Source organism: Pseudomonas sp. BP11-1-1 (assembly GCF_052112105.1).
In the GTDB taxonomy this organism is placed as follows: domain Bacteria; phylum Pseudomonadota; class Gammaproteobacteria; order Pseudomonadales; family Pseudomonadaceae; genus Aquipseudomonas; species Aquipseudomonas alvandae.
The window spans coordinates 233,937-257,184 of record NZ_JAUTYU010000003.1 but is presented as its reverse complement, the minus strand read 5'-3'; the positions used below and the strand labels follow the sequence as shown (position 1 = coordinate 257,184).

The window sequence follows — 23,248 nt, the reverse complement described above, 5'->3', positions numbered from 1 at the left end:
GATGACTTCATCCCACAAAAACCTTGCGACCGCCTTCAGCCCCACTGGCGTGCTGAGGGCGTCGATCAACGTGGGCAATCCCATCCTCGCGCGGCTGGACGAAGCCGGGAACGCGGTCGGTGTATCGGTCGATCTGGCCGCTGCCTTCGCCGAGGAACTGGGGCTGCCGCTTGAGCTGCGCGTGTTCAAAAGCGCGGGGGAATCCGTCGCGGCGGTTTCCGAGGGCCGGGCCGATTTCGGCTTCTTCGCGATCGACCCGCTTCGTGCCGAACAATTGGCCTTCACCGAACCCTATGTGCTGATCGAAGGCTGCTACCTGGTCAGGGAGGATTCGCACTTGAGCAGCATCAATCAGGTGGACCAGCCAGGCCTGGCGTTGGTGGTCGGCAAAGGCAGCGCTTATGACCTGTACCTGACGCGCGAGCTCAAGCACGCCACGATCATCCGCTCGCCGACTTCACCCACCGTGGTCGATACCTTCCTGGCCGAGGGGGCCGATGTGGCGGCAGGCGTGAAGCAACAGCTTGAGTTCGATACCACACGCTTCCCCGGCCTGCGCCTTCTGCCGGGGCGTTTCATGGAGATCCGCCAGGCCATGGGCGTTCCCCATGCCTATGGCAAGGACGCCGCCGAATGCTTGCGACGATTTGTCGATCGGGCCAAGGCCAGCGGCTTCGTTGCCGAAGCCATCAAGCGCCACGGCATCGTGGGCGCCACGGTCCCCGGCTGACGACCACGCAAACGTCCTGCGCCCTCTCCAATAAAAACAAGAGTAACTGACATGTTGGCATTCCTTGGCTTATCGATGGTCGTGGTATTTACCTACCTGATCATGGCGAAGCGCCTTTCGCCTATCGTTGCGCTGATTGTCGTACCGGTGGTCTTTTCGATCATCGCGGGCTTCGCGCTCACCACCGACAAGATGATGCTCGACGGCATCAAGATGGTCGCCCCCTCGGCGGCGTTGCTGCTGTTCGCGATCCTGTTCTTCGGCGTCTTGTTCGACGCCGGACTGTTCGACCCGATGATCAAGACGATCCTCCGTGTGGTGAACGGCAATCCGGTGAAGATTGCCGTCGGCACGGCCATTCTCTCGTTGACCACCGCGCTGGATGGTGACGGCACGACCACCTACATGATCACCTGCGCAGCGATGCTGCCGCTGTATAAACGCATCCAGATGAACCCGATGATTCTTGCCAGTATCTGCGTGCTTTCATTGAGCGTGATGGGCGGGATGACACCGTGGGGCGGGCCGGCCACTCGGGTCATCGCGGTGCTCGGGCTGGACGCCGCCGAGTTCTTCATTCCGCTGTTGCCGACCATGGCCACCGGCGCCGCCGGGGTGCTTTACATCGCGTATGTACTGGGCCGGCGCGAGGTTCGGCGGATCGGTGTGGTGACCCTGTCCAGCGGTGGAGATGACTGCTACATCGATTCCATCGTCGGCCAGGGGGAGCATAAAAAACCGAAGAACGTAGTGCCCAACCTGATACTGGTATCGATGGTGATGGTCTGCCTGGTCACCGGGCTGCTGAATTCGGTGATCAGTTTCTTGCTGGGATTCGTGATCGCCCTGGTCATGAACTACCCGAACCTGAACCTGCAGAAAGAACGGATGCTCGCCCACGCCGGCAATGCCATGGTCGTTGTGTTGCTGGTATTCGCAGCGGGGGTGTTCGCGGGTATTTTTTCCGGCACCAAGATGGTCGATGCAATCGCACAACTGCTGGTCAATACCATCCCGCCGTCCTGGGGCCATCTGTTTCCGCTGGTGGTGGCAATCACCAGCATGCCGCTGACGTTCCTGCTGTCCAACGATGCCTATTATTTTGGCGTCGTGCCCATCCTTGCCAATGCCGCGGCAGCGTACGGGATCAGCCCGATGGAAATCGCCCGCGCCTCGGTACTGGGCCAACCCGTGCATCAGATCAGCCCACTGGTGGCGTCGACATTGTTGCTGGTCGGTATGATCGATCGAGACCTTGGCGACTTCCAGAAGAGCACGATCAAATGGGCGGTGTTGCTTTCGCTTTTGATGACGGGGTTGTCGCTGCTGACCGGGGCGATCAGCCTGTTTACTTGAGGAAAGTGTCGGCGGAACTGGTCGAAGCCCACGGACCTGCTATCTTCATCAAAGACCTGAGTAGTTGCGATCCCATACGTATCCAGGTCTGTACAGGGAGTGGGTGAAGTTGGAAGCAGTGGAACTGCTCGCTATTGACGAACGGCTCATGCCATCGCCCCATGGCGAGTGTGATGTGGTCATCGTCAATTACAACGCTGGTGAGCTGTTGCTGGCGAGTGTCGGATCGGCCTTCGCCGCCGGCGCCTCCAGGGTGATCGTCGTGGATAACGACTCCCACGACGACAGCCTGAGGTTGCTCGAGCGAACCCACGCCGACGGCGACTCGCTTCGAATCGTTCGCAATGCCACAAATCTCGGCTTTGCCGTGGCGTGCAACCAAGGCGCCCACCTCTCAGCGGCCCCCAACGTGCTTTTCCTCAACCCTGACACCGAGCTGGCCGCCGATGCCTTGGAGCGCATGCTGCAAGCACTGCGCAGCTCACCCGGAATCGGCATGGTCGGTGGATTCCTGTGCAATCCAGATGGCAGCGAGCAGCCCGGTGGACGTCGGGTATTTCCGACACCCAGGCGTGCCTTCATGCGAGCGTTCGGACTTTCGCGACTCTCAGCCCTTTTTCCATCGGTGCTGTCCGACTTCCTGCTGCACAAGGAACCGCTACCCAGCACCCCCGTTGTCGTCGAGGCCATCTCCGGGGCTTGCATGTTGGTCAAGCGCGAAGCGATCGAGAGCGTCGGGCTGTGGGACGAAGATTATTTCCTCCATTGCGAGGACCTGGACTGGTGCATGCGCTTTCATCAGGCCGGCTGGCGCGTCCTGTTCGTGCCGGATGCCCGGGTGATGCATGTGTTTGGAGGCTGCAGCCGTCATCGGCCCTATTTCGTCGAATGGCACAAACACCTGGGATTCCTGCGTTTCTATCGCAAGTTCTTCCGTCGCAAGTACCCAGCCGTACTGTGGGTCAGCGTGGTCATCGGCGTGTGGTTTCGATTCGGCCTGATGGTTGTTCGCCACGCGACTTCCCGGCTCTGACATTCATGGAACCAGCGGTAAAGAGCGTTCAATGCGGATAGGAGTATTAGGCGGCTCCAGCCTCCTGGGTAAGCACGCCCTGCCATTGTTGGGACAAAACGGCCATTCGACCAGCGCGTTTACCCGAGGCGTGCCCAACGTATCTTGCCCCGGTGTGACGTGGCGAAACGCAGATGACTGGCACGGATTGACGCTGGACACGTTGCTGTCGTTTGCCCCCCTCTGGGTGTTGCCCGACTATCTGGAGCACCTTGCCAACACCCAGGTCAAACGTGTTGTCGTCCTCTCCTCCACGAGCCGCTTTGCCAAGCACGCATCGCCCGATGCCCAGGAAAGGGATGTGGCACAACGTTTGACCAATGCAGAGGAACAGCTCCAGCAGTGGGCGACCAAACGGCAGGTTGAATGGGTAATCCTGCGACCGACCCTGGTCTATGGTTTTGGCCGCGACAAGAACGTTTCGGAAATAGCGCGTTTCATTCAACGCTTCGGATTTTTTCCGCTCATCGGCGGCGCGACTGGTTTGCGCCAACCGGTGCATGGTGATGACGTGATCCAGGCGTGTCTATCCGCCATGAGCACACCGGGCCTGCCCAGTGGCGGCTATAACCTCTCAGGGGGAGAAGTTCTGCCCTATCACCTGATGGTGAGCCGGATATTCGAAGCCATGGGACGCCCGCAGCGAACATTGGTCCTCCCCGCCACCGTCTTGAGCAAGGGCATTTCGCTCCTGCGCTGCCTGCCACGCTACCGGCATCTTTCAAGCGCGCTGGTGACGCGGATGAATCAGGACCTGGTATTCGACCATTCCCAAGCCAGCGAACGGCTTGGCTTTGCTCCCAGGAAGTTTCACCTGGGGAGCGAGGACTTGCCTGAACGCTAGATTTTGACCTTCGATGGCTAACGCATTTCCCCTGTGTGCGAGCCTGCTCGCGAAGGCGACGTCACCGTCGATCAAGTTCCTGGGTGTGCCGACCTTTTCGTGAGCAGGCTCGCTCCCACCAAAAGGTTCCGCGAACCTCCATTGCCTCCCACCTAGCCCTTCTCCACGCCAGGCATCTGCCGTTGAACATGGGCCTGCCAAGCGCCCCATTTGCTTTCGAAGTACGCCTGGTTTTTATCCCAGAGCGCCTGGTACTCGCCGCTGGCGATCAACGTCCTGAACGATGCCTGCCCATAGTGATGGATAAAGGAATCTTCAGCACACACAGTCCGGTAGCCCGCTGCCTGCACGCGACGGCTGTAGTCGTCGTCCTCGAACATGCCGATCCCGAATGCCTCATCCAGATCCCCCACTTCCTCGAGGATGCCCCGGCGAAAGGCAACACAAAACATCGCGAGCATCGGAATATCGAATGACCGTCCCTTGCGGGATTCGGTATAGCGGTCTGCAAACGCTTGCATCTGTTGGATATCGGTGTAGGAAACCTCGATTTTCGCTTCGTTGCCGACCGCATTCGTGACCGGCCCCACCATGCCGATACTGGGCTCTCTCAAATGCATGACCAGCGGATCCAGCCAGCCGCCCGGCACTATCGTGTCGTTATTGAGCAACAGCAGGATGTCACCATCGGCTTCTCGCAACCCTTGGTTGTTGGCCGCCGCGAAGCCACGGTTGTCCGGGTTGAGGATGATCTTCGCGGTCGGCACCTCGTTGCGCAGGCGCTCAAGGTAATCCGCCGTGCCGTCCTGCGAGCCGTTGTCGATCACAAGGAGCTGGTAATTGGGCCAGGTGGTATTGCGAAGAATGCTATTGATGCATTGAATCGTCAGACTGAGATTGTTGTACGTCACGAGCACGATGGAGACTTTTTCATACAGTCCGGCGATAGCCAGTTGCAGGCTATTGAATCGATCCTTCCAATCATTGGCCCGGGCGAGCTCCACGCGCCGCTTGTACAAGGCCAGGTCGCGTTCGGCCAGGGCCCGCTCGATCTGCTCGATGAACTCATCGACTCCGGTTGCAAAGTACAGCAAGTCTTCATAAATGCTCATCTCCGCCAATGGCGTGGAGATCACCGGCTTTCCTGCACTGATGTACTCGTAGAACTTCACCGGATCGACCGCATGCGTCACGTTGTAAAGCCTGAAGGGAATCAGGCAGGCGTCGAAATGGTCCAGGTAAAGCGGCATCTGCGCGTAAGGCTTGCGGCCCAGCAACTGCACGTTGGGCTTGTGCTCGAGGCCCGCCAGATCGTCGACGAAAATGTCCCCCACCAGAATGAAGTTCCACTCGGGTCGGCGGTCCGCCAACGCCGCCAGCAATGGATAATCGAGCCATTGCGCCAGGGCGCCGTAGTAGCCAATGACCGGGCCGACCAGTCCATTCAGCAAATCATTGGTGAAACAGTTCTGCCGGAAAAAATCGAAGTCCACCGCGTTGCGGACCAGCATGCAGCGGGGGTTGTGGGCGCACCACTTCTGGTAAAGCAGCCCGGCGGAAACGGTGACCAGATCCGCCTGCACAACCAGGGCTTTCTCCTCATTCAGCAATTGTTCGCCGATGTTTGGAAAACCATCCCAGTCATCCATGCAGTCGTAGTGCACGCGCCAGCCATGCAGGGCACGCAGGCTGAGGGCCACGGGGCTCCAGTAAGCGATATGCACCACCGAGAGGGCGGTTCTGATCTGCATATCGGCGACCAACGCAGCCAGGGCATGCAGCAAGGCCTGATGATTCTCAGGCGTTACCACCTTTTCGTAGTACGCCGCTTGCGCCTCGCGTTGCAGGGCCACTTCAAAGATATTCGGCGCTACCAACGTCAATCGATACAGCTGCCCCTCCTCCGGCAGGCTGGAGGGCACGATATAAAAAACCCGATGACCATTGCTCGCGAACTGCCCCATCAATTGCTGCGGTCGCTGGAAGCGTGCGGCCCAATCGATGTTGGCGAAGCAGAGAATATCCAGGCGCCCTTTCGTGACGAAATCAGCTTCCACACCAGGACTCGGCAACGGCCGCGGCGCTGTTGGGTAGGCCGTCGCGGCGACCGGCTCGGGCAATTCATGCGTGGCGCCAAAACCATAACGCATCATCCGGAAAAGCGCGCGCAGGGGCCGGGTCAAACGCCACGAACGGGTGTTCTGCAGGAAATCCACTTGTGCCAGGGCGATATCGCGCTCGTTGATGGCCGCGTCTCTTTGAGCCAAGGCGGCGTCACGGTCGATCTGGCTGCTGTCGATCTTAAGCACGTGGGTACCCATGCAACGGGGTGTCGTCGCCCGCCGGCCACATCGAACTGAGGGAACCCGGTCGATAGAACGTCGCCGTCAGGCTTCGGCGGGAAGAACGGCAGCCGCTCACCACGGGCGTGACCGCATGCCAGGAATTATCCGAACGCACCAGGATCGCCGAGTTGCCCACCAAGGGCTCGATCTCGGCCGCCACGGCGCTGGGATCGTTGCCGCGCAGGATGCTCAGGCACCCGCCGTCGTTGCGATCCCAGGACTCATTGAAATAAAGGATATGGGTGACCAGTTTATCCGGCAGGTCCGGATGGGCCCCCAGGCTCGCGCCGGGGCCGTAATGAAAGACGTTGACCTCCATCGGCACGCTGCGCAGGTCGATCCCGGTCATCTCCGACATGGCCTCTCGATAGCCCGCCGAGCCCAGGTCCTGCGCCAGTTCCAACCACGCCTCGCTCAGTTCTTCGGGGAACGCGATGGCATGGGTGCCCATGCTCACCAGGGCGCGGGCTTCATAGTCATAGTTTTTCTCTCCACCGTAACCGCTCACCGTCTTGAAGTGATCATGGGGAAAGGAGGCCGCCAACGCGGCGGCATCCTCGGGCGAATACAGGCCGCCGATTTCAGCCCATGAGAACGGGTGAGCCTTGAGCGCCGCAGGCGTGAGACGAGAGAGATCTAGCATTGTCTGTTCTTGTTCACTGTGAGGTTTCTGATACCACGGGCGATGGAGCGCAGTGGCGCGGTCATTCGGAACGAGTTGGAGTTCTGCAACTCAAGCATCCTGGCATCACTGAGGGCCAGTTGCTGGCTGAGCTGGACAATCCGTTGCTGCTGAGCAAGGTTGGGTGGCGGCTCGAGGGTGCCTGGCTCCGGCACGACGGGCTTGATCGACGATTCAGCCAGCGCTGGCTCACCCCCCTCGGCCGCGGCCTCGAGCAGATTGGGCAGGTGTTGCAGGAACGCTCCCAAAACCGGCTGGGATGAGGTTTTACCCTGGCGAATAATCGCCGCGACCCGATCCCAGTGATCGACCAACTGATCCGCCGCTGCTTGCGCCGCCAGCGATGGGCGGGTCTTGCCCAACCGCGCGACGAACCATTGCGGGTCGATTGTCGCCGGGTCCGGCAACGCATGAAGCGAGTCGAACCCAGCCAGGGCCGTGTACTTGCCGGTGGTCAGGTCTGCCGAGCAAAACACCGGGACACCAAACGCCAGGGCGGTGATTGCCAGGTGGTAGCTGTGGCCGATCACCGCTTGTGCCTGGCTGATGATTTCCGCCATCAGCAACGGTTCCGGCCAGAACGACAACGTGATGGCCCCGGGCAGACGCCCGGCGATGACCGACGGATCGTCGCCCAGCACGGGGCCTATCGGGACCACCAGGAACTGATAATCCTGGAACGCCTCGGGGTGGTTTTCGAACAGTTTCATGAATGACTCCACGACATGAATGGCGTGGATCACGATGTACGGCCCAGTCAGCCCGGCGTGCTCGCGCAGGCGAATGAATTCTGCGGAGGGCTGCTGCTCATCGATCAGGTTCGGCAAGCCAAACGCGGTATCGGGCAGCACGTCGATGTCGGCATGCTGGGCGAGCGCGCCGAGCGTATCGCGCGTCAGTGCATCACGGACTCGCACGTACTGGCTTTGTTCGAGGGCCATCGTCAATAGCGGCCTGGCCCAGGGGGGAACGTCGTTGCAGTGCATACCGGGGGCATTCCATATCACTGGAATAGCATGCTGCAACGCGATCAACGCAGGCGTCAGCCAATAACCGGTCGGGTGATGGATATCGGCAGTTGGCGGACCATAGCCATGGGCCACGACTTTATCGAAGCGGATCAGAAAACCACCGCCGATCAGGACGCCATCCAGGCTGGCCGCCATACCGGGCAGTTCCATCAGCGACGTCACTGCGTAGGGCCATTCAGGGCGGCGTTTTTCATGATAGGAAAACCGATGCAGCTCGACTGGCCCCAAGCGCCGGCCCAGCTCCGCCTCGGCAATGATCGGAAACAACAGGTCGCCGTAGTTTTCGACGTCGAAGGTGCCGAATATGGCGACCTGCCACCCTCGCTCGTCCTGGTGTCCCGCCAAAACCGTTTCTCCTTGAGCCCCGCAGGCGTTGAGAAGCGACTGGACCGATGGAGGATCGATTCTCTTCAGTCCCAGGTCGACCATGCCCAGGAATTGCCTGGGGCTTGGCAACATGTCGAACGCCAGCGGCGCAACCTGTTTCTCGATCAGTTGCGAAGTGTCTTCCGTCGCCCCGTGCAACAGCTTGAGGGTGACATGATAGCGGCCCTCGGCGAGGTTGGCCGGGAAGCGCACCGTGATCGCCGCCCGCCGCCAGCCGTTCTCGACCGGGCCTGGTTGCAGGGCGAAATTGCCACCACCAATCACCAGCAGCCTGGCCTCCTGGACAGTAAAGCTGATGTTGGGTTGAGTGATCGACTCATGCAGCATCGCCTCGACGCGAATCTCGATGTCGTCGCCATACAGGTAGCTGGAGCAAAGCTGCTCGGTATTGGTGAAGCAGGCAGCGCTGATATGCCCCTCTTCGGTTCCGAAGGCTATCCCCTCCTGCCCGCCGATAAACGACTTGCGTGTCACCGGTATGACCCCGCCGCTGGCCCAGCGACGTTGCTCATCACGCATGTCGAGCAAGTGCAGCTCGGCCATTTCGTCAGGCGAGCCGCTGGCCACGACCCGGCCCGCACGCAGGTAGATGACTCGGTGGCAAAAGCGCTTGACCATGCTCATGTCATGGGAAACGAACAGCAGCGTCGTGCCCTTCGCAGCCAGTTCTTCCAGCCGGTTCAGGCATTTGAATTGAAAGGACGCATCGCCGACCGAAAGAGCTTCATCGACGATCAGGATCTCGGGTTCCACACACACCGAAACGGCGAAGGCCAACCGCACCAGCATCCCGCTGGAATAGATCTTGGTGGGTTGGTCGATGAAGTCGCCGATATTGGCGAAGGCGAGGATATCATCGAAGCGAGCGTCGATTTCCGAGCGACTCAAGCCCAGCACTGCCGCGTTCACATAGACATTTTCCCGCCCGGTGAACTCTGGATTGAAACCAGACCCCAGCTCAAGCAGCGCGGCAATCCGGCCATGTCCCTGGACACTGCCCCGGGTCGGCATCAACGTTCCGCAGATCAGTTGCAACAACGTGGACTTGCCGCTGCCGTTACGGCCGATGATTCCGACGGTCTCGCCCTTGGCGATGGTCAGGGAAACATCATCCAGGGCCCAGAACTCACGGTAGAAACGCTTCCTGCCGCGCACCAGCATCTGCAACAGACGGTCCTTGGGCGCATCGTAAATCTGATAACACTTGCTCAGGTTCTCGGCGCGGATGGCCACTTCAAACGACATCGGCAAAACCCTTCCATGAAACACGACCCATATTACGGCGCCGCTGAACAGTTCCTTTGTCGGGCGCTGCGGATGAGTTAAGCACAGAAACGGGAAAAAACGCCGGATGAATCTACACTGGGTCTACCTCCATGAAGAAGCCACTCAAGGAGCCCCGAATATCGCCTCAAGGATCACGCAACAATGCAGTCGTTCAACACGTCCCCTGCCGCCATGGTCAAGAGTGTCCTGATCAATCGCCTGTTGATCTTCGTGTTGATCCGCAGGGAAGTCGCCGGTCGTTACAAAGGCTCGATGCTCGGTATCTTGTGGTCGTTCTTCACACCCGTGTTCATGCTGGTGGTCTACACATTCGTGTTCAGTGTCGTGTTCAAGGCCCGCTGGTCGGGCGGCGGCGAGTCCAAGAGCGAATTCGCCCTGGTGCTCTTCGCTGGCCTGCTGGTCTTCAACCTGTTTTCCGAATGCATGAATCGTGCGCCGGGCCTGGTGCTGGCCAATACCAATTACGTCAAGAAAATCATATTCCCACTGGAAACCCTGCCCCTGGTGTCGCTCGGCGCAGCACTGTTCCACATGGCCATCAGCGTGCTGGCCTGGCTGATCTTTTATGTCGTCCTGTTCGGCCCCCCGCCGATAACCGCCCTTCTGCTGCCACTGGTGCTCTTTCCAATGGTGTTGCTAACGCTGGGGCTCTCCTGGTTCCTCGCCTCGATCAGCGTCTACCTGCGCGATATCGGCCAGTTCATCGGCATCATTGTCACGGCGATGCTGTTCCTCTCGCCGATTTTCTATCCACGCTCGACGCTTCCGCACAGCTATCAGGCCGCCTTGCAGGCAAACCCGCTGACGTTGCCGGTGGAAATGGTTCGCGATGTGCTGTTCTGGGGCAGACCGCCGCAATGGGATCAATTGGCCACCTACTCGGCGATCGCCGTGCTGGTCGCCTGCGCCGGGTTTGCCTGGTTCCAGAGGACCCGAAAAGGCTTTGCCGATGTCATATGAGCCCGTTGGCGTGGCGCGCTGGGCAGCACCCGCTATGATGATTCATGGCACGGCTGGAGCCTGTGCCTGCCTGGTGATTGAAGTCGACAACGATCCCGAGACACCTGGGGTGCGTTGCCGTAATGACCAAAGGACCGAAGGAACGCATGGACCCAATCAACCGTCTTGTTGATCGCATTGACCAGCTGACTCGCTCGACACAATCCAGATCCATAGAAGCCTTGCAGTTGGTCAAGGAGATCGAGAATCGGGATCTGCTCATCAATCAGCTGCGCCTCGATTCCAAAGCGCTTGGCACTCGTCTGTCACTTCAAGAGTATGAAGCCCGACGGCTGCGCGAGCGGCTGCGGCTGGCTGAACAGCGCCTCAAGAACGCCGAGGCGTTGCTCAAGACGAAACAGCGCGAGGCGGTCGCGCTGTCAGATTGGGCGGTGGATCTGCGTGCCCAACTGGCGGCGAAGCAGGCTGAGCTGTTCAAGCTCTGCGACTGGGGCAACGCCATCGAGCGCGCACCGCTGCGTTATTCGATACGCAAGATGGCGTATCGACTGTCACGCTGGGTCTACGCGTGGCTGCCCCTCACCGCACAGGTGAAAAGCAAGCTGGCGCGCCGGCTTCGAAACGGGCTCAAGCAGCGCAAGGCAAAGCCAGGCGAAACAGCGGCATCCGCAAGCCTCGCCCCGCTGCCGTCCCTGCCACCGTCGCCGGACCTGGCTGTGCCGTCCAACGCCGGACAACCCATGATCCTGATGTTCGGCGTGATTGACTGGCACTTCCGTATCCAGCGCCCGCAAAACCTGGCCAAGGAATTGGCCAGGGCAGGACAAACGACTTTTTATATCTCCAACCACTTTATCGACGATGATGACCCCGGTTTTGAAGCCGAGCCCTTGGCGGGTTCCCATCGGCTGTTCCAGATTCGTTTCAAGGTACGCGGCGCGCCAGCCATTTATCATGCCCCACCGTCAGCCGCCGCGATCCGCCAGTTGTGCCAAGGCTTGGCGATGTTGTTGGAGTCAGCGAATGTCGGTGCCGTGGATTGCATCGTCCAGCACGCCTACTGGTTCCCACTGGCCAGGCGCGTCCCCAACTCCACGCTGGTCTATGACTGCATGGATCATCATGAGGGCTTCGGCAATGTCGCCCAGGAATTGCTCGACCTTGAAATCGCCTTGATGCGCAGGGCGGACCTGCTGGTGGCGACATCCGACTGGATCGAACAACACGGCAAGCGGGAAAACCGCAACGTGGAGGTGATCCGCAACGCCTGTGAGTTCAGCTTCTTCAGCCAACGTCCAGGCAAGGTCTATCAGGACCCCGCCAACAGAAAGATCATCGGTTATTACGGTGTCATTGCCGAATGGTTCGATCTGGACCTGGTCAGGCAAGTCGCTCGATCGTTCCCGCAACACCTGATCCTGCTGATCGGCAGCGACACCGTCCAGGCAAGGAAATATTTCAAGCGCTGTCCGAACGTGGTCCTGGAGGGCGAAGTCCCGTACGCCTCCCTGCCCTACTATCTGCACGCCATGGACGTGTGCCTGCTTCCATTCAAGGTGATGCCGCTGACCCTCGCCACCAACCCGGTCAAGGTCTATGAGTACCTGAGCGCGGGCAAACCGGTGGTCTCGGTGAAACTGCCGGAGTTAAGCCAGTTCGGCAAACTCGTCTGGGCCGTTGAACAGCCGGATGAGTTTATCTTGGCCATACGCAATGTCCTGGATGCGCTGCCGGAGGCCCGCGCCCTGCGGCAGGCGCGTCAATCATTCGCTCGGGGCCAGACCTGGCGGCATCGGGCCATCCGCCTGCGCCAGGCCATCGAGACATTGCCACTGCCCAAGGTCAGCGTGGTGGTGCTGACCTATAACAACCTCGAACTGACCAAGGCCTGCCTCGACAGCCTGTTGACCCAAAGCCAATACCCCAATCTGGAAATCATCGTCGTTGACAACCACTCCAGCGACCAGACCCCAGCGTATCTCTGCGCCTGGGCCGAAGGGCACCCGGACCGGATCGTCATCCTCAACCCGGACAACAAGGGCTTCGCCGCGGGCAACAACGTGGGTCTCGCGGCAGCCAGTGGTGACTACCTGGTTATCCTGAACAACGACACGATCGTTACCGCTGGCTGGATCAAGGGCTTGATTCGCCATCTACGGGACAACAAGGAAATCGGCATCATCGGCCCGATCACCAACAACATCGGCAATGAAGCCAAGGTCGGCACCCGCTATGACCGGGTAGACGACATGCCCGCCGAAGCCGCGCAAATGACTCGCGCCCGCATGGGCGAATGGTTCGAGATCAATACCCTGGCGTTTTTCTGCGTGATGTTCCCGCGCTCGACCTACGAGCAGATCGGTGGCCTCTGCGAAGAATACGGCCTGGGTTTTTTCGAGGATGACGATTACTGCCGCCGCGTACAGCGTCGCGGCATGCGCGCGGCCTGTGCCGAGGATGTCTTCGTGCACCATCACCTGTCCGCCTCGTTCAACGCCTTGGGGGCCCGGAAAAAGCAGGCACTTTTCGAGAAGAACCGGGCGATCTACGAGAGCAAGTGGGGATCCTGGGTTCCGCATACGTACCGAGACGCCTGAACGTCCTTCGCATGCAACGCTATTTACTTAAGGGAGCAGATGAATGTGTGGCGAGGGAGCTTGCTCCCGCTGGGCTGCGTAGCGGCCCTTAGCCCAGCCACCGCAGCGTGCCAGATTGCTTGCATTCTGCCTTTTGGGGCCGCTGCGCCCGAGGCGTCGGACCGGCCCAGCGGGAGCAAGCTCCCTCGCCACGAATCTTTGGTTTGCCTTAATGAACAGCACTGTCCCTTCAGCCGAGACGATAATTTGCCCAGATACAGCCTGAAATACGCAGTGGTGTTATTGGTTCTACTGGCGAGTGTGGCGGTCGGCGCCTACGGGTTTTCGACGCTTGAAATGGTGTCCATGAACAGCGGCGCCCGGACGATACTGCTGTCCTTGGGAAGCCTGGCTGTCCTCACCGTCTTCACTCGCCGAACACCGTACATCCTCTGCCTGGGTTTACTGGCCTGCTTGTCCATCGTCTGCGCACAGGTGTGGCCGGTGATGGTCGTCGCGTTGTTGGCACTGTCTGCCACTGTGCTCGGCAAGTGGATGCTCAAGCGACACAACACGGCCGACTGGAGCGTCCATCTGCTGGTGGGAGCGGGCACGCTCGGAACCTTCACAGGCTGGGCGGCGTACCTGCCGATCAACTACCCCTGGCTGTACGGCGCGCTGCTGTCGTTGCCACTTCTACTGGGGCGCAAACACGTGATCTCGCTAGGTCACGAACTGCTGGAGCACACCCGGGCTGTCCGCTCGGCGCAAACACCTATCCAGACGGGGCTCGACGTACTGATTTGCGGCTTCGCCTGCCTTTACGTCCTGGTCGCCTTCATGCCCGAGGTCGGCCACGACGCCTTGGCCATGCACCTCTTCATCCCTTCACACATGGCGCAGCGGCATCAGTGGTCGTTCGACGCGAGCACGTACGTGTGGGCGGTCATGCCCATGCTGGCCGACTGGATCTACAGCATCGTCTACCTGCTGGCCGGCGAAACGGCATCACGCTTGACCAATAGCGCATTCACCCTGTTGCTGGCGTGGCAGATCCACAACATGACCCTCTGGGCCGGAGGCTCTGCCACGAGTGCCCGCTGGGCAAGCCTGATCTTTCTCTCGACGCCCCTCGCCTTCGCCGAAAGTAGCAGCCTGCACATCGAGTCGGCGTGGACGGCCTTCATGATGGCCGGGACGCTGGCGATCCTGAAGGTTTCCAGCTTTACACCGGAGCCCAGGGAGCGCTTGTCGCAATTGCTCTTGGCTGGCCTCCTGCTGGGCTTCGCCCTGGCGACCAAAGCCGTGACCTTGAGCGTGCTGCCGGTCCTGTTGGTGGTTCTCTTGTTTCAGTACAAGGCCTGGGCCATCCAAGGGGTCGTCAAGACGCTGCTGCTGGGCGGCGCCGGCCTGATGTTGGCCGGTGCGCCCCCCTACGTCTCGGCCGGGTACCTGACCGGCAATCCGGTATTTCCGTTTTTCAACGCCATTTTCCATTCACCGCTCTGGCCGGACATCAACTTCGAACCGCCGGCCACTTTCGGTACGGGGATGAGCTGGGACACGCTGTACCGGATGGTCTTCAAGTCGCCCGAGTTCATCGAAGGGCGAGTCGGCGCGGCAGGCTTCCAATGGTTGTTGCTGCCGACCGCTGCGGTCGCCGCGCTGTTGAGTGGCAACAGAAAAGCCCTGTGGATCCTGCTGGTCGCCGCCGGCGCGATGTTCGTGACGTTCCACTCAACGGCCTATCTGCGTTACGTGTTCCCCTCCTTCGCCCTCTTCTCGGTGATCCTCGCCCTACCGTTTTCCGACAGCAGGATCTTTCCGCGCAGCCTCGCCATGGTCGCCGGTGCCTTGTTGATCCTGACCAATACCCGTTTCATCCAGGCCGCCACCTACTATGGCGACATCAAGCCCTCCGCGCTGTTGAGCCAGGCCGGTCGGGAGGGCTATCTGCTGGAGCGCCTGCCCCTGCGGAAAATGGTCGACACCGTCAACGCGTTGAACACCGGCCATCAGCCCGTGGCGATCTTCGCGTCGCCTTTGATGGCGGGCTTGCGCGGCGATGCCCTTTACGCCTCCTGGTACAACCTCAAGTGGAAGGGCGAGGTCGACGCGGCGACTTCATCTTCGGAGCTTGCCCGGCGCTTGCGCCAGCGCCAAGTGAATTGGCTGGTGATCGACCTCAAGTCCCTTCCCCAGGCGCGACTGGACCTGCTGCTCAACGTGTCAACCTCCTATGCCCGACTGGGTGACCTGGACCTGCGCAAACTCAACGTCACGCACTACGAGCATCTGCTCAATCCGCAGCTGTCCAGCCTGGACGGCTGGAGCCTGACGACACCTTCGAGCTACGACCCATCGCGCAAAACCCTCACGGTCAACGTCAAGGCCCCGGCGACGCAACGGGTCGAGGTGACGCCGGGGCTGACGTACATCAACAGCGTATCCGCACGCTGCGCAACGACGCCCACCAAGGGAAGAATCCAGGCCAACTGGATGGACGCCCAAGGCGCCTTCATCACGGCCAGCATCGAAACGTTTGATTGCACCACGCAATGGGAGACCCACGAAATGAACGTCATCGCCCCCGCGAATGCCACCTCCGCGATCATTTATGCCTCCGGCCACACCGACACTCCGCTGGAGTTCAAGTCACTCTCATTCAGGCGATAGCGGGCGATCACGATGAATTCAAAAACCGAGCTTTTCACGGATGAACAGCGAGTCGCCGTGGTCATCCCCAGCTATCGGGTCACCGCGCACATCGTCGATGTCATAGACGCCATAGGGCCGGAGGTCTGGCGCATCTACGTCATCGACGATGCCTGCCCGGATGGCTCGGGCGGGCATGTGCTGGCCTCCTGTAACGATCCTCGGGTCAAGGTGCTGCCCCACGACGTCAACAAGGGCGTGGGCGGTGCGGTCATGACCGGCTATCGAGCAGCCCTGGCCGACGGTGCAAGCATCATCGTCAAAATCGACGGGGACGGCCAGATGGACCCGACCCTGATCCCGCTGTTCATCGAACCGATCCTGGCCGGTGAAGCCGACTACACCAAGGGCAACCGTTTTTTCAATCTTGAAGAAGTCCAGTCGATGCCGCGGCTGCGCCTGTTCGGCAACGCCGTATTGTCGCTGATGGCCAAACTGTCGACCGGTTACTGGGACCTGTTCGACCCCACCAACGGCTACACGGCGATTCACCGCGACGTTGCCCGGCTGCTGCCCCTGGACAAGGTCAGCCAACGCTATTTTTTCGAGACCGACATTCTGTTCCGACTGAACACCGTGCGCGCCGTCGTGGTGGATGTTCCGATGGAAGCCCGATACGGCGACGAAGTCAGCCACCTCAAGATCTCGAAAATCATTGGCGAGTTCCTGTTCAAACACCTGCGCAACTTCACCAAGCGCGTGCTCTATAACTACTACTTGCGCGACATGTCCCTGGCTTCGATCGAACTGCCGCTCGGGGTCCTGATGTTCTTGTTCGGCATCTTCTTCGGCAGCTACCACTGGTTCGAATCGGCACAGAATGGCGTCGCGACGCCAGCCGGAACCGTGATGCTCAGCGCACTGCCCATGCTCATGGGGTTGCAATTGATCATGGCGTTCCTTGGTTATGACATCGCCTCGGTGCCCAACAGGCCCAGGCACTCCAGGCGCAGTAAAGCAACGTCGTTACGGGAAGAAAACTCATCAAAGCATTAAGGGATTTTTTATCGGACCCGTCGCTCAAGGCGTTGGACGTCGATGGCATCGAGCGCCTCGAACTTCACGACAAAGTGCTCGGGCGCAAACGGATGCTGCGGGAAGTCTTCGTGGAGTTCCACCACGCGTTCCATCGCCTGGCAGCGCGCTACTTCACAGCGCAAGGCCTTGAAGTGGAGCTGGGGGCCGGCATCGCGCCCATGCGCAACTCATACCCGCAAGTGCTGGCGACTGACATTGTCTGCACCGAGCGACTGGACATGGCGCTCGATGCCGAAGCAATGAACCTGGGCGATCGTTCGGTCCGGGCATTTTATGGCCAGAACTGTTTTCACCACTTTCCTCACCCGGATCGTTTTTTCAAAGAGCTGGAAAGAACCCTCAAGGTGGGTGGCGGCGCCATTTTGATCGAGCCGTTCCACGGCCCGTTTGCGGCGTTTCTCTATAGGCGCTTGTTCAAATCCGAAGGGTTCGACATGCAATTCCCCTCCTGGGAAACGCCCTCGACCGGCCCCATGAACGGTGCCAACCAGGCCCTCAGCTACATCGTCTTCGTGCGCGACAGGGAGGCGTTCGAGCGCAATCACCCCGGCCTGAAAATCGTCCATCAGGAGATCTGCGGCAACTATCTGCGCTACTTGATTTCCGGCGGCCTGAACTTTCGCCAGTTGTTGCCTGATGCGCTGATCCCCGTGCTCAAAGTCACCGAAAAATTGCTGCATCCGTTGCGGCGGGTATTGGCGCTGCATCACATCGTGGTGCTCAGGAGGACGTCTTGACCTTCATCCGATACGGCGCCATCCAGCTCATGGCCTATACGTTGGACATGGGTGCCTTTTTGCTGTTGATCACGTTTTTCGAGGGGCACCCCGTCCTGGCCAACATCGCCGGCAAAGTCACCGCCGGTGTGTTCGCATTTTTCCTGCATCGACACTTCACGTTCCAATCGACCCACGGCAGCGGCAAGGCCCAAGCGGTGCGCTATTTTTCATTGCTCGCCATCAACATCCCAGTCGCTTCGGCACTGTTCAGCGTGGGCCTGTATTTCGTCGACAGCCCTGCCCCGGTGAAATTGATCTGCGACGTGGTCTGCGTAGCCTTGACCTACTGGATCAGCAAACTGTTCGTGTTTCACTCCAACACGCCCCCGCCCGCTCCCGCTGACCGCGCGGAGGGTGCTTGATGAAACTGGTGATTACCGGCGCGACCGGCTACATCGGACAACGTTTGGCCGCCCTCGCGGCAGCCAGCGGACACGAGGTCATTTGCGCCACGCGCCAGCCATGCCCCGCCCGTTACACCTGGCTTCCCTATGACCTGCGGGGCCCGGCCCCCGATTTCCCCGTTGGCACCCAGGCGTTGATCCATTTGGCGGCCGATACCTCCAACACTGCCCACCGCGACGCGGACGACGAAGTCAGGGCAGCCCAGGCGCTGATCGAACGCGCCCGCCAAGGCTCGGCCAAGTTCATCTTCATCTCCAGCCAAACCGCCGAAGCCACGGCCCCGAGCGTTTATGGCAGGACCAAGTGGCGTATCGAACAACAAGTGCTCGCCGCTGGCGGCGCCGTGATCCGTCCCGGCCAAGTGTATGGCGGTCCCGAGCGCGGGCTCTTTGGCCTGTTGTCCGGGATGGTCCGGCGAAGCCCGTTCATTCCGATCCTCGTGCCTGCGCCTTGCGTGCAACCCATCCATGTCGATGACCTCGCGGCCTCGATACTGGCGGTTGTCGAGCGGGACGACATGCGTGCCGAAATCCTCAACCTGGGCGCCGTGCAGCCCATCGCGTTTGGCCGTTTCCTCATGTCGATCGCGACGCACCGGGCCCGTACCACTCGCCTGCCGATCCCGGTGCCCGTGGTATTGCTCAGGCTATTGCGTCGCTCACTCGGCCAGTCGTTGAGTACGAAAGTGGGCCTGGAGCGAATGTTTTCCCTCATCCAACTGCCGCCCATGGACAGCGAGCGCTCCCTGCAAAGAATCGGCATCGCGCTGCGCCCCCTTGCCTACGGCATGCATCGTTCCGGCCATGGTCAACGTCGAGGTCTTCTCCAGGAAGCTGCGGTTGTCTTGAGCTACCTGCTCAAACACCCGCCACAGAAAAGCCTGGTCCGCCGCTATGCGCGGGCACTGGAGCGAGCCGGCAAGCGGCATCCTGTCCTCCAATCGCGCCTGCTGACGCGCTGGCCAATATTGCTCGCGCTTCTGGACAACTCCGGCGTCCTGCTCAAGCCTGATGGCCGGGAGCTGGCCTGGCGCCTGCACGTTGCACTGGGTATCGCCGAAGCCAGCCGCCAGGGTGCACTCGCGTTTCTCGGCGACCAGCAGCCGCGAAGCCTGGTCGCCACGGTGGTTGCGCTGGGACTGACCGCACTCAAGGCGCTGGTATGGAAGCTGGCGGCGTTGGCGTGCCGTCCCTTTGCCCGCCAACTGATGCTTGAAAGGGAAACCCCGCGTGGCGCCTGAATTCGACGTCATCATTGTCGGCAGCGGTCCGGCGGGGACTTCGGCTGCCTATCCGCTGGTCAAGGCGGGCCTGAAAGTCCTCATGGTCGATGCCCAGGCCGATACGGGGTCAGCGGCGCTGCCAAGCCGTCCGTTTCTCGACGCCAGGGCCAACGACGAGCACCAGTGGAAATGGCTGATCGGCGAGAACTTTCACGCCTTGAACCAGCTGGACGCGGTATCGCCCAAGCTGAAGACGCCGACCCATGCCCATGTCTTCGAAGGGTTCAGCGCCAGCAATCACATCGAGACCGACGACTTCATCGGCATCGGCTCGCTGGCCACCGGCGGCCTGTCCAATGCCTGGGGCTGCGGCGTGGCAGCACTCGGGGCCAACGAGTTCGCCGGGCTGCCCATCGATTATTCGCAGATGCAGGCATCCTACGAAACGGTCGCCCGCCGAATCGGTATCAGCGGTCGGATCGTCGATGACCTGTCGAGCTATTTCGGCCTCGATGAATGGTCGCAACCGCCCCTGCCGCTGGACACCTTGCATCAACGCCTGCTCGACCAGTACACCCGCCGCCACGCGGCATTTCACGAGCACGGGTTTCGCCTGGGCCGCTCCAGGGTTGCCGTCCTGAGCCAGCCCATGGACGAGCGCAAGGCCTGCGATCTATCTGGAAACTGCTTGTGGGGCTGCCACAACCAGGCCTTGTACAGCGCGTCGCAAGAATTGAAGAAACTCAAGCAATACCCCGGCTTCCAGCACGTCCAGGATTTTCTGGTGGAGGACTTGCTGGAACAGGAGGGTTCATGGGCAATCATCGATCGTCGTTCAGCCCGTCGCTTGCGCGCTACGCGCCTGCTGTTGGCGGCCGGCACCCTGGCCTCGACCAGGCTCGCCCTCAAGGCCCTGAACCATCGCGACTCGATACCGCTGCTGTCATCGCCGACGGCGGCGTTCCTGCTGTGGCTGCCAAAAATGCTCGGCACCCCCAGGACCTCGACATTTGGCCTGGGCCAGCTATCGTTCGCCCTGCAGCTATCGTCCAGCACCACCGCGTTCGGCTCGACGTTCAGTACCACAGGCTTACCCATGAGCGAGTTCGTCAGCCGGATCCCCCTGAGCAAGCGCTACAGCATCGAACTGCTGAGGAACCTGCTGAGCGCTTGCGTCGTCGGAAATATTTTCCTTCCCGGGCAGTTGTCCAACAACACAGCGGTCTTGCGTGCCGATGGTTCGTTGCACATCCACGGCCAGGTACATCCCGAGCTACCCGGACTCATGAAGGCTGCCGAGGCGAAGTTGCGCCGGTTCTATTGGACGTTGGGCGCGCTGTTGATGCCCATGAGTTTCACCGTCGGCCGTCCCGGGGCGGATATCCATTACGCGGGAACCCTACCGATGCGCTCGATGCCGAAGATCGGGCAGACCGATCGCCTGGGCGAAATCGCAGGCCTTGGCGGCGTGCACATTGTCGACGGCGCGTGCCTGCCCAGCCTGACCGAAAAATCCCACACGCTGACACTCATGGCCAATGCGGACCGGATAGCCCGCTCACTTGCCACCACGATAGGAAATCAGAAGGCATGACCCACAAGGTACTCTGCATCGTCGGCACGCGCCCGGAGGCGATCAAGATGGCCCCCGTGATCAAGGCGCTCCAGGCCGAAAACAATATTGAATGCCGGGTGCTCGCGACCGCCCAGCACCGACGTCTGCTGGACCAGATCCTGGAGGGCTTCGCGATCACAACCGACCTGGACCTGGACATCATGCGTCCCGACCAGTCGTTGGCCACACTGACCTCACGCTTGACGCTTGAACTCGACGGCGTACTGCAATCGGAGAAACCGGATGTCGTACTGGCTCAGGGCGACACGACCACGGTCATGTGTGCAGCATTGACGTGTTTCTATCGGCGGATTCCCTTTGGCCACGTCGAAGCCGGCCTGCGGACCGGCGACCTCTGCAACCCGTTTCCCGAAGAAGCCAATCGAGTGATCGCCAGCAAGCTGACCCGCTGGCATTTCGCGCCCACCCAGCGCGCCGTGGACAACCTGTTGGGCGAAGGGGTCGCCAACAGCGATATCAGCCTGACCGGCAATACCGTGATCGACGCCTTGCTGATGACCGCCGAACAGGACTCAGCCTTGGCTGCCCCGCTGGATGCCAGCAAACGCCTGGTGCTGGTGACCGCCCATCGACGGGAGAACTTCGGCGAACCGTTCCGCAATATCTGCCAGGCCCTCAAGCGACTGGCCGAACGAAACCCAGGCATCCAGATTCTCTATCCCGTCCATCCCAACCCGAACGTCAAGGATGTCGCGCATCGCCTGCTCGGCCAAACCCCAAATATTCTTCTCTGCGCGCCGCTGGATTACGCGGCGTTTATCGCGGCGATGAAACGCTCATACCTGATCATCAGTGACTCCGGCGGGGTGCAGGAAGAAGCGCCAGCCCTGGGCAAACCCGTGCTGGTGTTGCGGGAGGAAACCGAACGCCCGGAGGCGGTCGAGCTCGGCGTGGTCAGGCTGGTCGGTGCCAACCCGGACACCATCGTCGAACAGGCCCAGCGCCTGCTCGATGACCCGCAGGCTTACCGAGCCATGGCCCGCGGGGTATCGCCCTATGGCGATGGCAAGGCCGCAGCCCGCATCGTCGAAGTCTTGAAGCGGTACTTCCAGTCATGCGCATGATCTATCTGTCCCCGGTGCCGTGGGCCAGCTTCAGCCAACGCCCTCATCACTTCGTCAACTGGTATCACCACCAGACCGGGGCGCCGGTGCTCTGGATCGATCCGTATCCGACGCGCTTACCTGCATTCAATGATTTCAGGCGCAAGGCGCCTGTTGCCCAGCCGCAAAATGTCAGCGTTCCCTCCTGGCTGCAGGTCTGCAAACCCCGAAGCCTACCCATCGAGCCGCTCTGGGGCTCGGCAATGGTCCTGAAGCAGCTCTGGCGCAACACGTTCCAGGAGGCCAGCGCATTCTCCGCAGAAGGCTCCTGCAGGGTGTGCGTCGGAAAACCTTCCGAACTGGCCTTGCAACTGCTGGCGCTCATCCCCGCAAGCCATGCCATCTACGATGCCATGGATGATTTCCCGGCCTTTTACCAGGGCCGGTCGCGCAAGTCCATGGAGCGTCGCCAGGCACAGCTCATCCAACAAGTAGACAAAGTACTGGCCTCCTCCAGGCCGCTTTACGACAAGCTCCGGGGCATGACCGACCAGATAGAGCTGGCCCTCAACGCCTGCGACGTGCAGGGGCTGGCGCCTGTCGATAGCCTCGACCTGGGCGCCAAACAACAAGTGCTCGGCTACGTCGGCACGCTGGGTCGCTGGTTCGATTGGGACTTGGTCATCGCGCTGGCGCAGGCTAATCCCGGCAACCAGATCCGGCTGATCGGCCCTCTTTTCACTGCGGTGCCTCGCCTATTGCCAGCCAATATCGAGTTGCTTCCCGAGTGCTCCCATGCCAGCGCGATCGCGGCCATGGCGACGTTTTCGGTTGGGCTGATCCCTTTCAAGCTCAACCGCCTCACCGCCTCGGTCGACCCTGTCAAATACTACGAATACCGCGCCCTCGGCCTGCCGGTCATCTCTACCCGCTTCGGTGAAATGGCCCTGCGCGATCGGGAGCCGGGGGTCTGGATCGTCGATGACGACGCTGATTTGCGTAAGGTCGCCGTCGAAGCGCTTGGCAGTCGAAGTGATCACTCGGCTGTTGAGCAGTTTCGTGAAGCCCATCGTTGGGCCCAGCGTTTTTCTGCGGTAAACCTCACGCAATCCTCCCTGGAAAAACCAAAGATGTCGTAGC

At 60.7% G+C, this 23,248-nt stretch carries 16 protein-coding genes and 2 pseudogenes; 14 read left to right on the top strand and 4 right to left on the bottom strand.

Annotation, left to right across the window (positions count from 1 at the left end; translation table 11 throughout):
* The first annotated feature begins 1 nt into the window (after nucleotide 1).
* The 4 genes from Q7C33_RS07900 to Q7C33_RS07885 all read left to right on the top strand — a co-directional run bounded on the left by Q7C33_RS07900 (nucleotide 2) and on the right by Q7C33_RS07885 (nucleotide 4,002).
* Nucleotides 2–730, top strand: a complete 729-nt coding sequence (locus Q7C33_RS07900; RefSeq protein ID WP_030141690.1) for an ABC transporter substrate-binding protein — start codon at nucleotides 2–4, stop codon at nucleotides 728–730.
* A gap of 51 nt (nucleotides 731–781) precedes the next feature.
* Nucleotides 782–2,086, top strand: a complete 1,305-nt coding sequence (locus tag Q7C33_RS07895; RefSeq protein ID WP_030141691.1) for a CitMHS family transporter — start codon at nucleotides 782–784, stop codon at nucleotides 2,084–2,086.
* A 148-nt stretch (nucleotides 2,087–2,234) separates the two neighbouring features.
* Complete coding sequence (locus tag Q7C33_RS07890) at nucleotides 2,235–3,119, top strand: glycosyltransferase family 2 protein (RefSeq protein ID WP_407683144.1); 885 nt, start codon at nucleotides 2,235–2,237, stop codon at nucleotides 3,117–3,119.
* A 187-nt stretch (nucleotides 3,120–3,306) separates the two neighbouring features.
* Nucleotides 3,307–4,002 (top strand): NAD-dependent epimerase/dehydratase family protein, encoded by a 696-nt coding sequence (locus tag Q7C33_RS07885; protein ID WP_407683143.1) that lies wholly within the window; start codon nucleotides 3,307–3,309, stop codon nucleotides 4,000–4,002.
* Nucleotides 4,003–4,154: 152 nt separating this feature from the next.
* On the opposite strand, the gene Q7C33_RS07880 is transcribed toward Q7C33_RS07885, so the two are convergent.
* The 4 genes and pseudogenes from Q7C33_RS07880 to Q7C33_RS07865 form a co-directional block, all read right to left on the bottom strand.
* Entirely contained in the window at nucleotides 4,155–6,311 is a 2,157-nt protein-coding gene (locus Q7C33_RS07880) for a glycosyltransferase (RefSeq protein ID WP_407683142.1), read from the bottom strand.
* Nucleotides 6,304–6,990, bottom strand: coding sequence for a 2OG-Fe(II) oxygenase (locus Q7C33_RS07875; RefSeq protein ID WP_030141695.1), 687 nt, complete (start codon nucleotides 6,988–6,990; stop codon nucleotides 6,304–6,306). Before Q7C33_RS07875 ends, Q7C33_RS07880 begins: the two co-directional genes overlap by 8 nt.
* Nucleotides 6,984–8,330 (bottom strand): annotated as a pseudogene (locus Q7C33_RS07870) (polysaccharide pyruvyl transferase family protein); the annotation flags it as partial. The pseudogene Q7C33_RS07870 and the gene Q7C33_RS07875, both read right to left, overlap by 7 nt.
* Before the next feature lie 138 nt (nucleotides 8,331–8,468).
* A pseudogene (locus Q7C33_RS07865) lies at nucleotides 8,469–9,692 on the bottom strand (ABC transporter ATP-binding protein); the annotation flags it as partial.
* Between the two features lie 183 nt (nucleotides 9,693–9,875).
* On the opposite strand from Q7C33_RS07865, the gene Q7C33_RS07860 reads away from it, so the two are divergent.
* The 10 genes from Q7C33_RS07860 (at nucleotide 9,876) to Q7C33_RS07815 (ending at nucleotide 23,247) form a co-directional block, all read left to right on the top strand.
* Nucleotides 9,876–10,694 carry an ABC transporter permease gene (locus Q7C33_RS07860; protein ID WP_030141697.1) on the top strand — a complete coding sequence of 273 codons (819 nt, stop codon included), beginning with the start codon at nucleotides 9,876–9,878 and terminating at the stop codon, nucleotides 10,692–10,694.
* A gap of 146 nt (nucleotides 10,695–10,840) precedes the next feature.
* Nucleotides 10,841–13,291 (top strand): glycosyltransferase, encoded by a 2,451-nt coding sequence (locus Q7C33_RS07855; protein WP_334597870.1) that lies wholly within the window; start codon nucleotides 10,841–10,843, stop codon nucleotides 13,289–13,291.
* A 246-nt stretch (nucleotides 13,292–13,537) separates the two neighbouring features.
* Nucleotides 13,538–15,946, top strand: a complete 2,409-nt coding sequence (locus tag Q7C33_RS07850) for a phospholipid carrier-dependent glycosyltransferase (RefSeq protein ID WP_407683141.1) — start codon at nucleotides 13,538–13,540, stop codon at nucleotides 15,944–15,946.
* A 12-nt stretch (nucleotides 15,947–15,958) separates the two neighbouring features.
* Nucleotides 15,959–16,981 carry a glycosyltransferase family 2 protein gene (locus Q7C33_RS07845; protein WP_198795832.1) on the top strand — a complete coding sequence of 341 codons (1,023 nt, stop codon included), beginning with the start codon at nucleotides 15,959–15,961 and terminating at the stop codon, nucleotides 16,979–16,981.
* A gap of 32 nt (nucleotides 16,982–17,013) precedes the next feature.
* Complete coding sequence (locus Q7C33_RS07840) at nucleotides 17,014–17,760, top strand: class I SAM-dependent methyltransferase (RefSeq protein WP_407683140.1); 747 nt, start codon at nucleotides 17,014–17,016, stop codon at nucleotides 17,758–17,760.
* A complete protein-coding gene (locus Q7C33_RS07835) occupies nucleotides 17,757–18,164 on the top strand; it encodes a GtrA family protein (protein WP_030141701.1) in 408 nt (135 codons plus the stop codon). The genes Q7C33_RS07840 and Q7C33_RS07835 overlap by 4 nt, the downstream gene beginning before the upstream one ends.
* Entirely contained in the window at nucleotides 18,164–19,447 is a 1,284-nt protein-coding gene (locus tag Q7C33_RS07830) for an NAD-dependent epimerase/dehydratase family protein (protein WP_407683139.1), read from the top strand. The genes Q7C33_RS07835 and Q7C33_RS07830 overlap by 1 nt, the downstream gene beginning before the upstream one ends.
* On the top strand, nucleotides 19,437–21,023 hold the full coding sequence (locus Q7C33_RS07825) for an FAD-dependent oxidoreductase (RefSeq protein WP_407683138.1): 1,587 nt from the start codon (nucleotides 19,437–19,439) through the stop codon (nucleotides 21,021–21,023). Before Q7C33_RS07830 ends, Q7C33_RS07825 begins: the two co-directional genes overlap by 11 nt.
* Nucleotides 21,020–22,129, top strand: a complete 1,110-nt coding sequence (gene wecB, locus Q7C33_RS07820) for a non-hydrolyzing UDP-N-acetylglucosamine 2-epimerase (RefSeq protein WP_407683137.1) — start codon at nucleotides 21,020–21,022, stop codon at nucleotides 22,127–22,129. The genes Q7C33_RS07825 and wecB overlap by 4 nt, the downstream gene beginning before the upstream one ends.
* A complete protein-coding gene (locus Q7C33_RS07815; protein WP_407683136.1) occupies nucleotides 22,120–23,247 on the top strand; it encodes a glycosyl transferase in 1,128 nt (375 codons plus the stop codon). Before wecB ends, Q7C33_RS07815 begins: the two co-directional genes overlap by 10 nt.
* The last annotated feature ends 1 nt before the right edge of the window (nucleotide 23,248 follow it).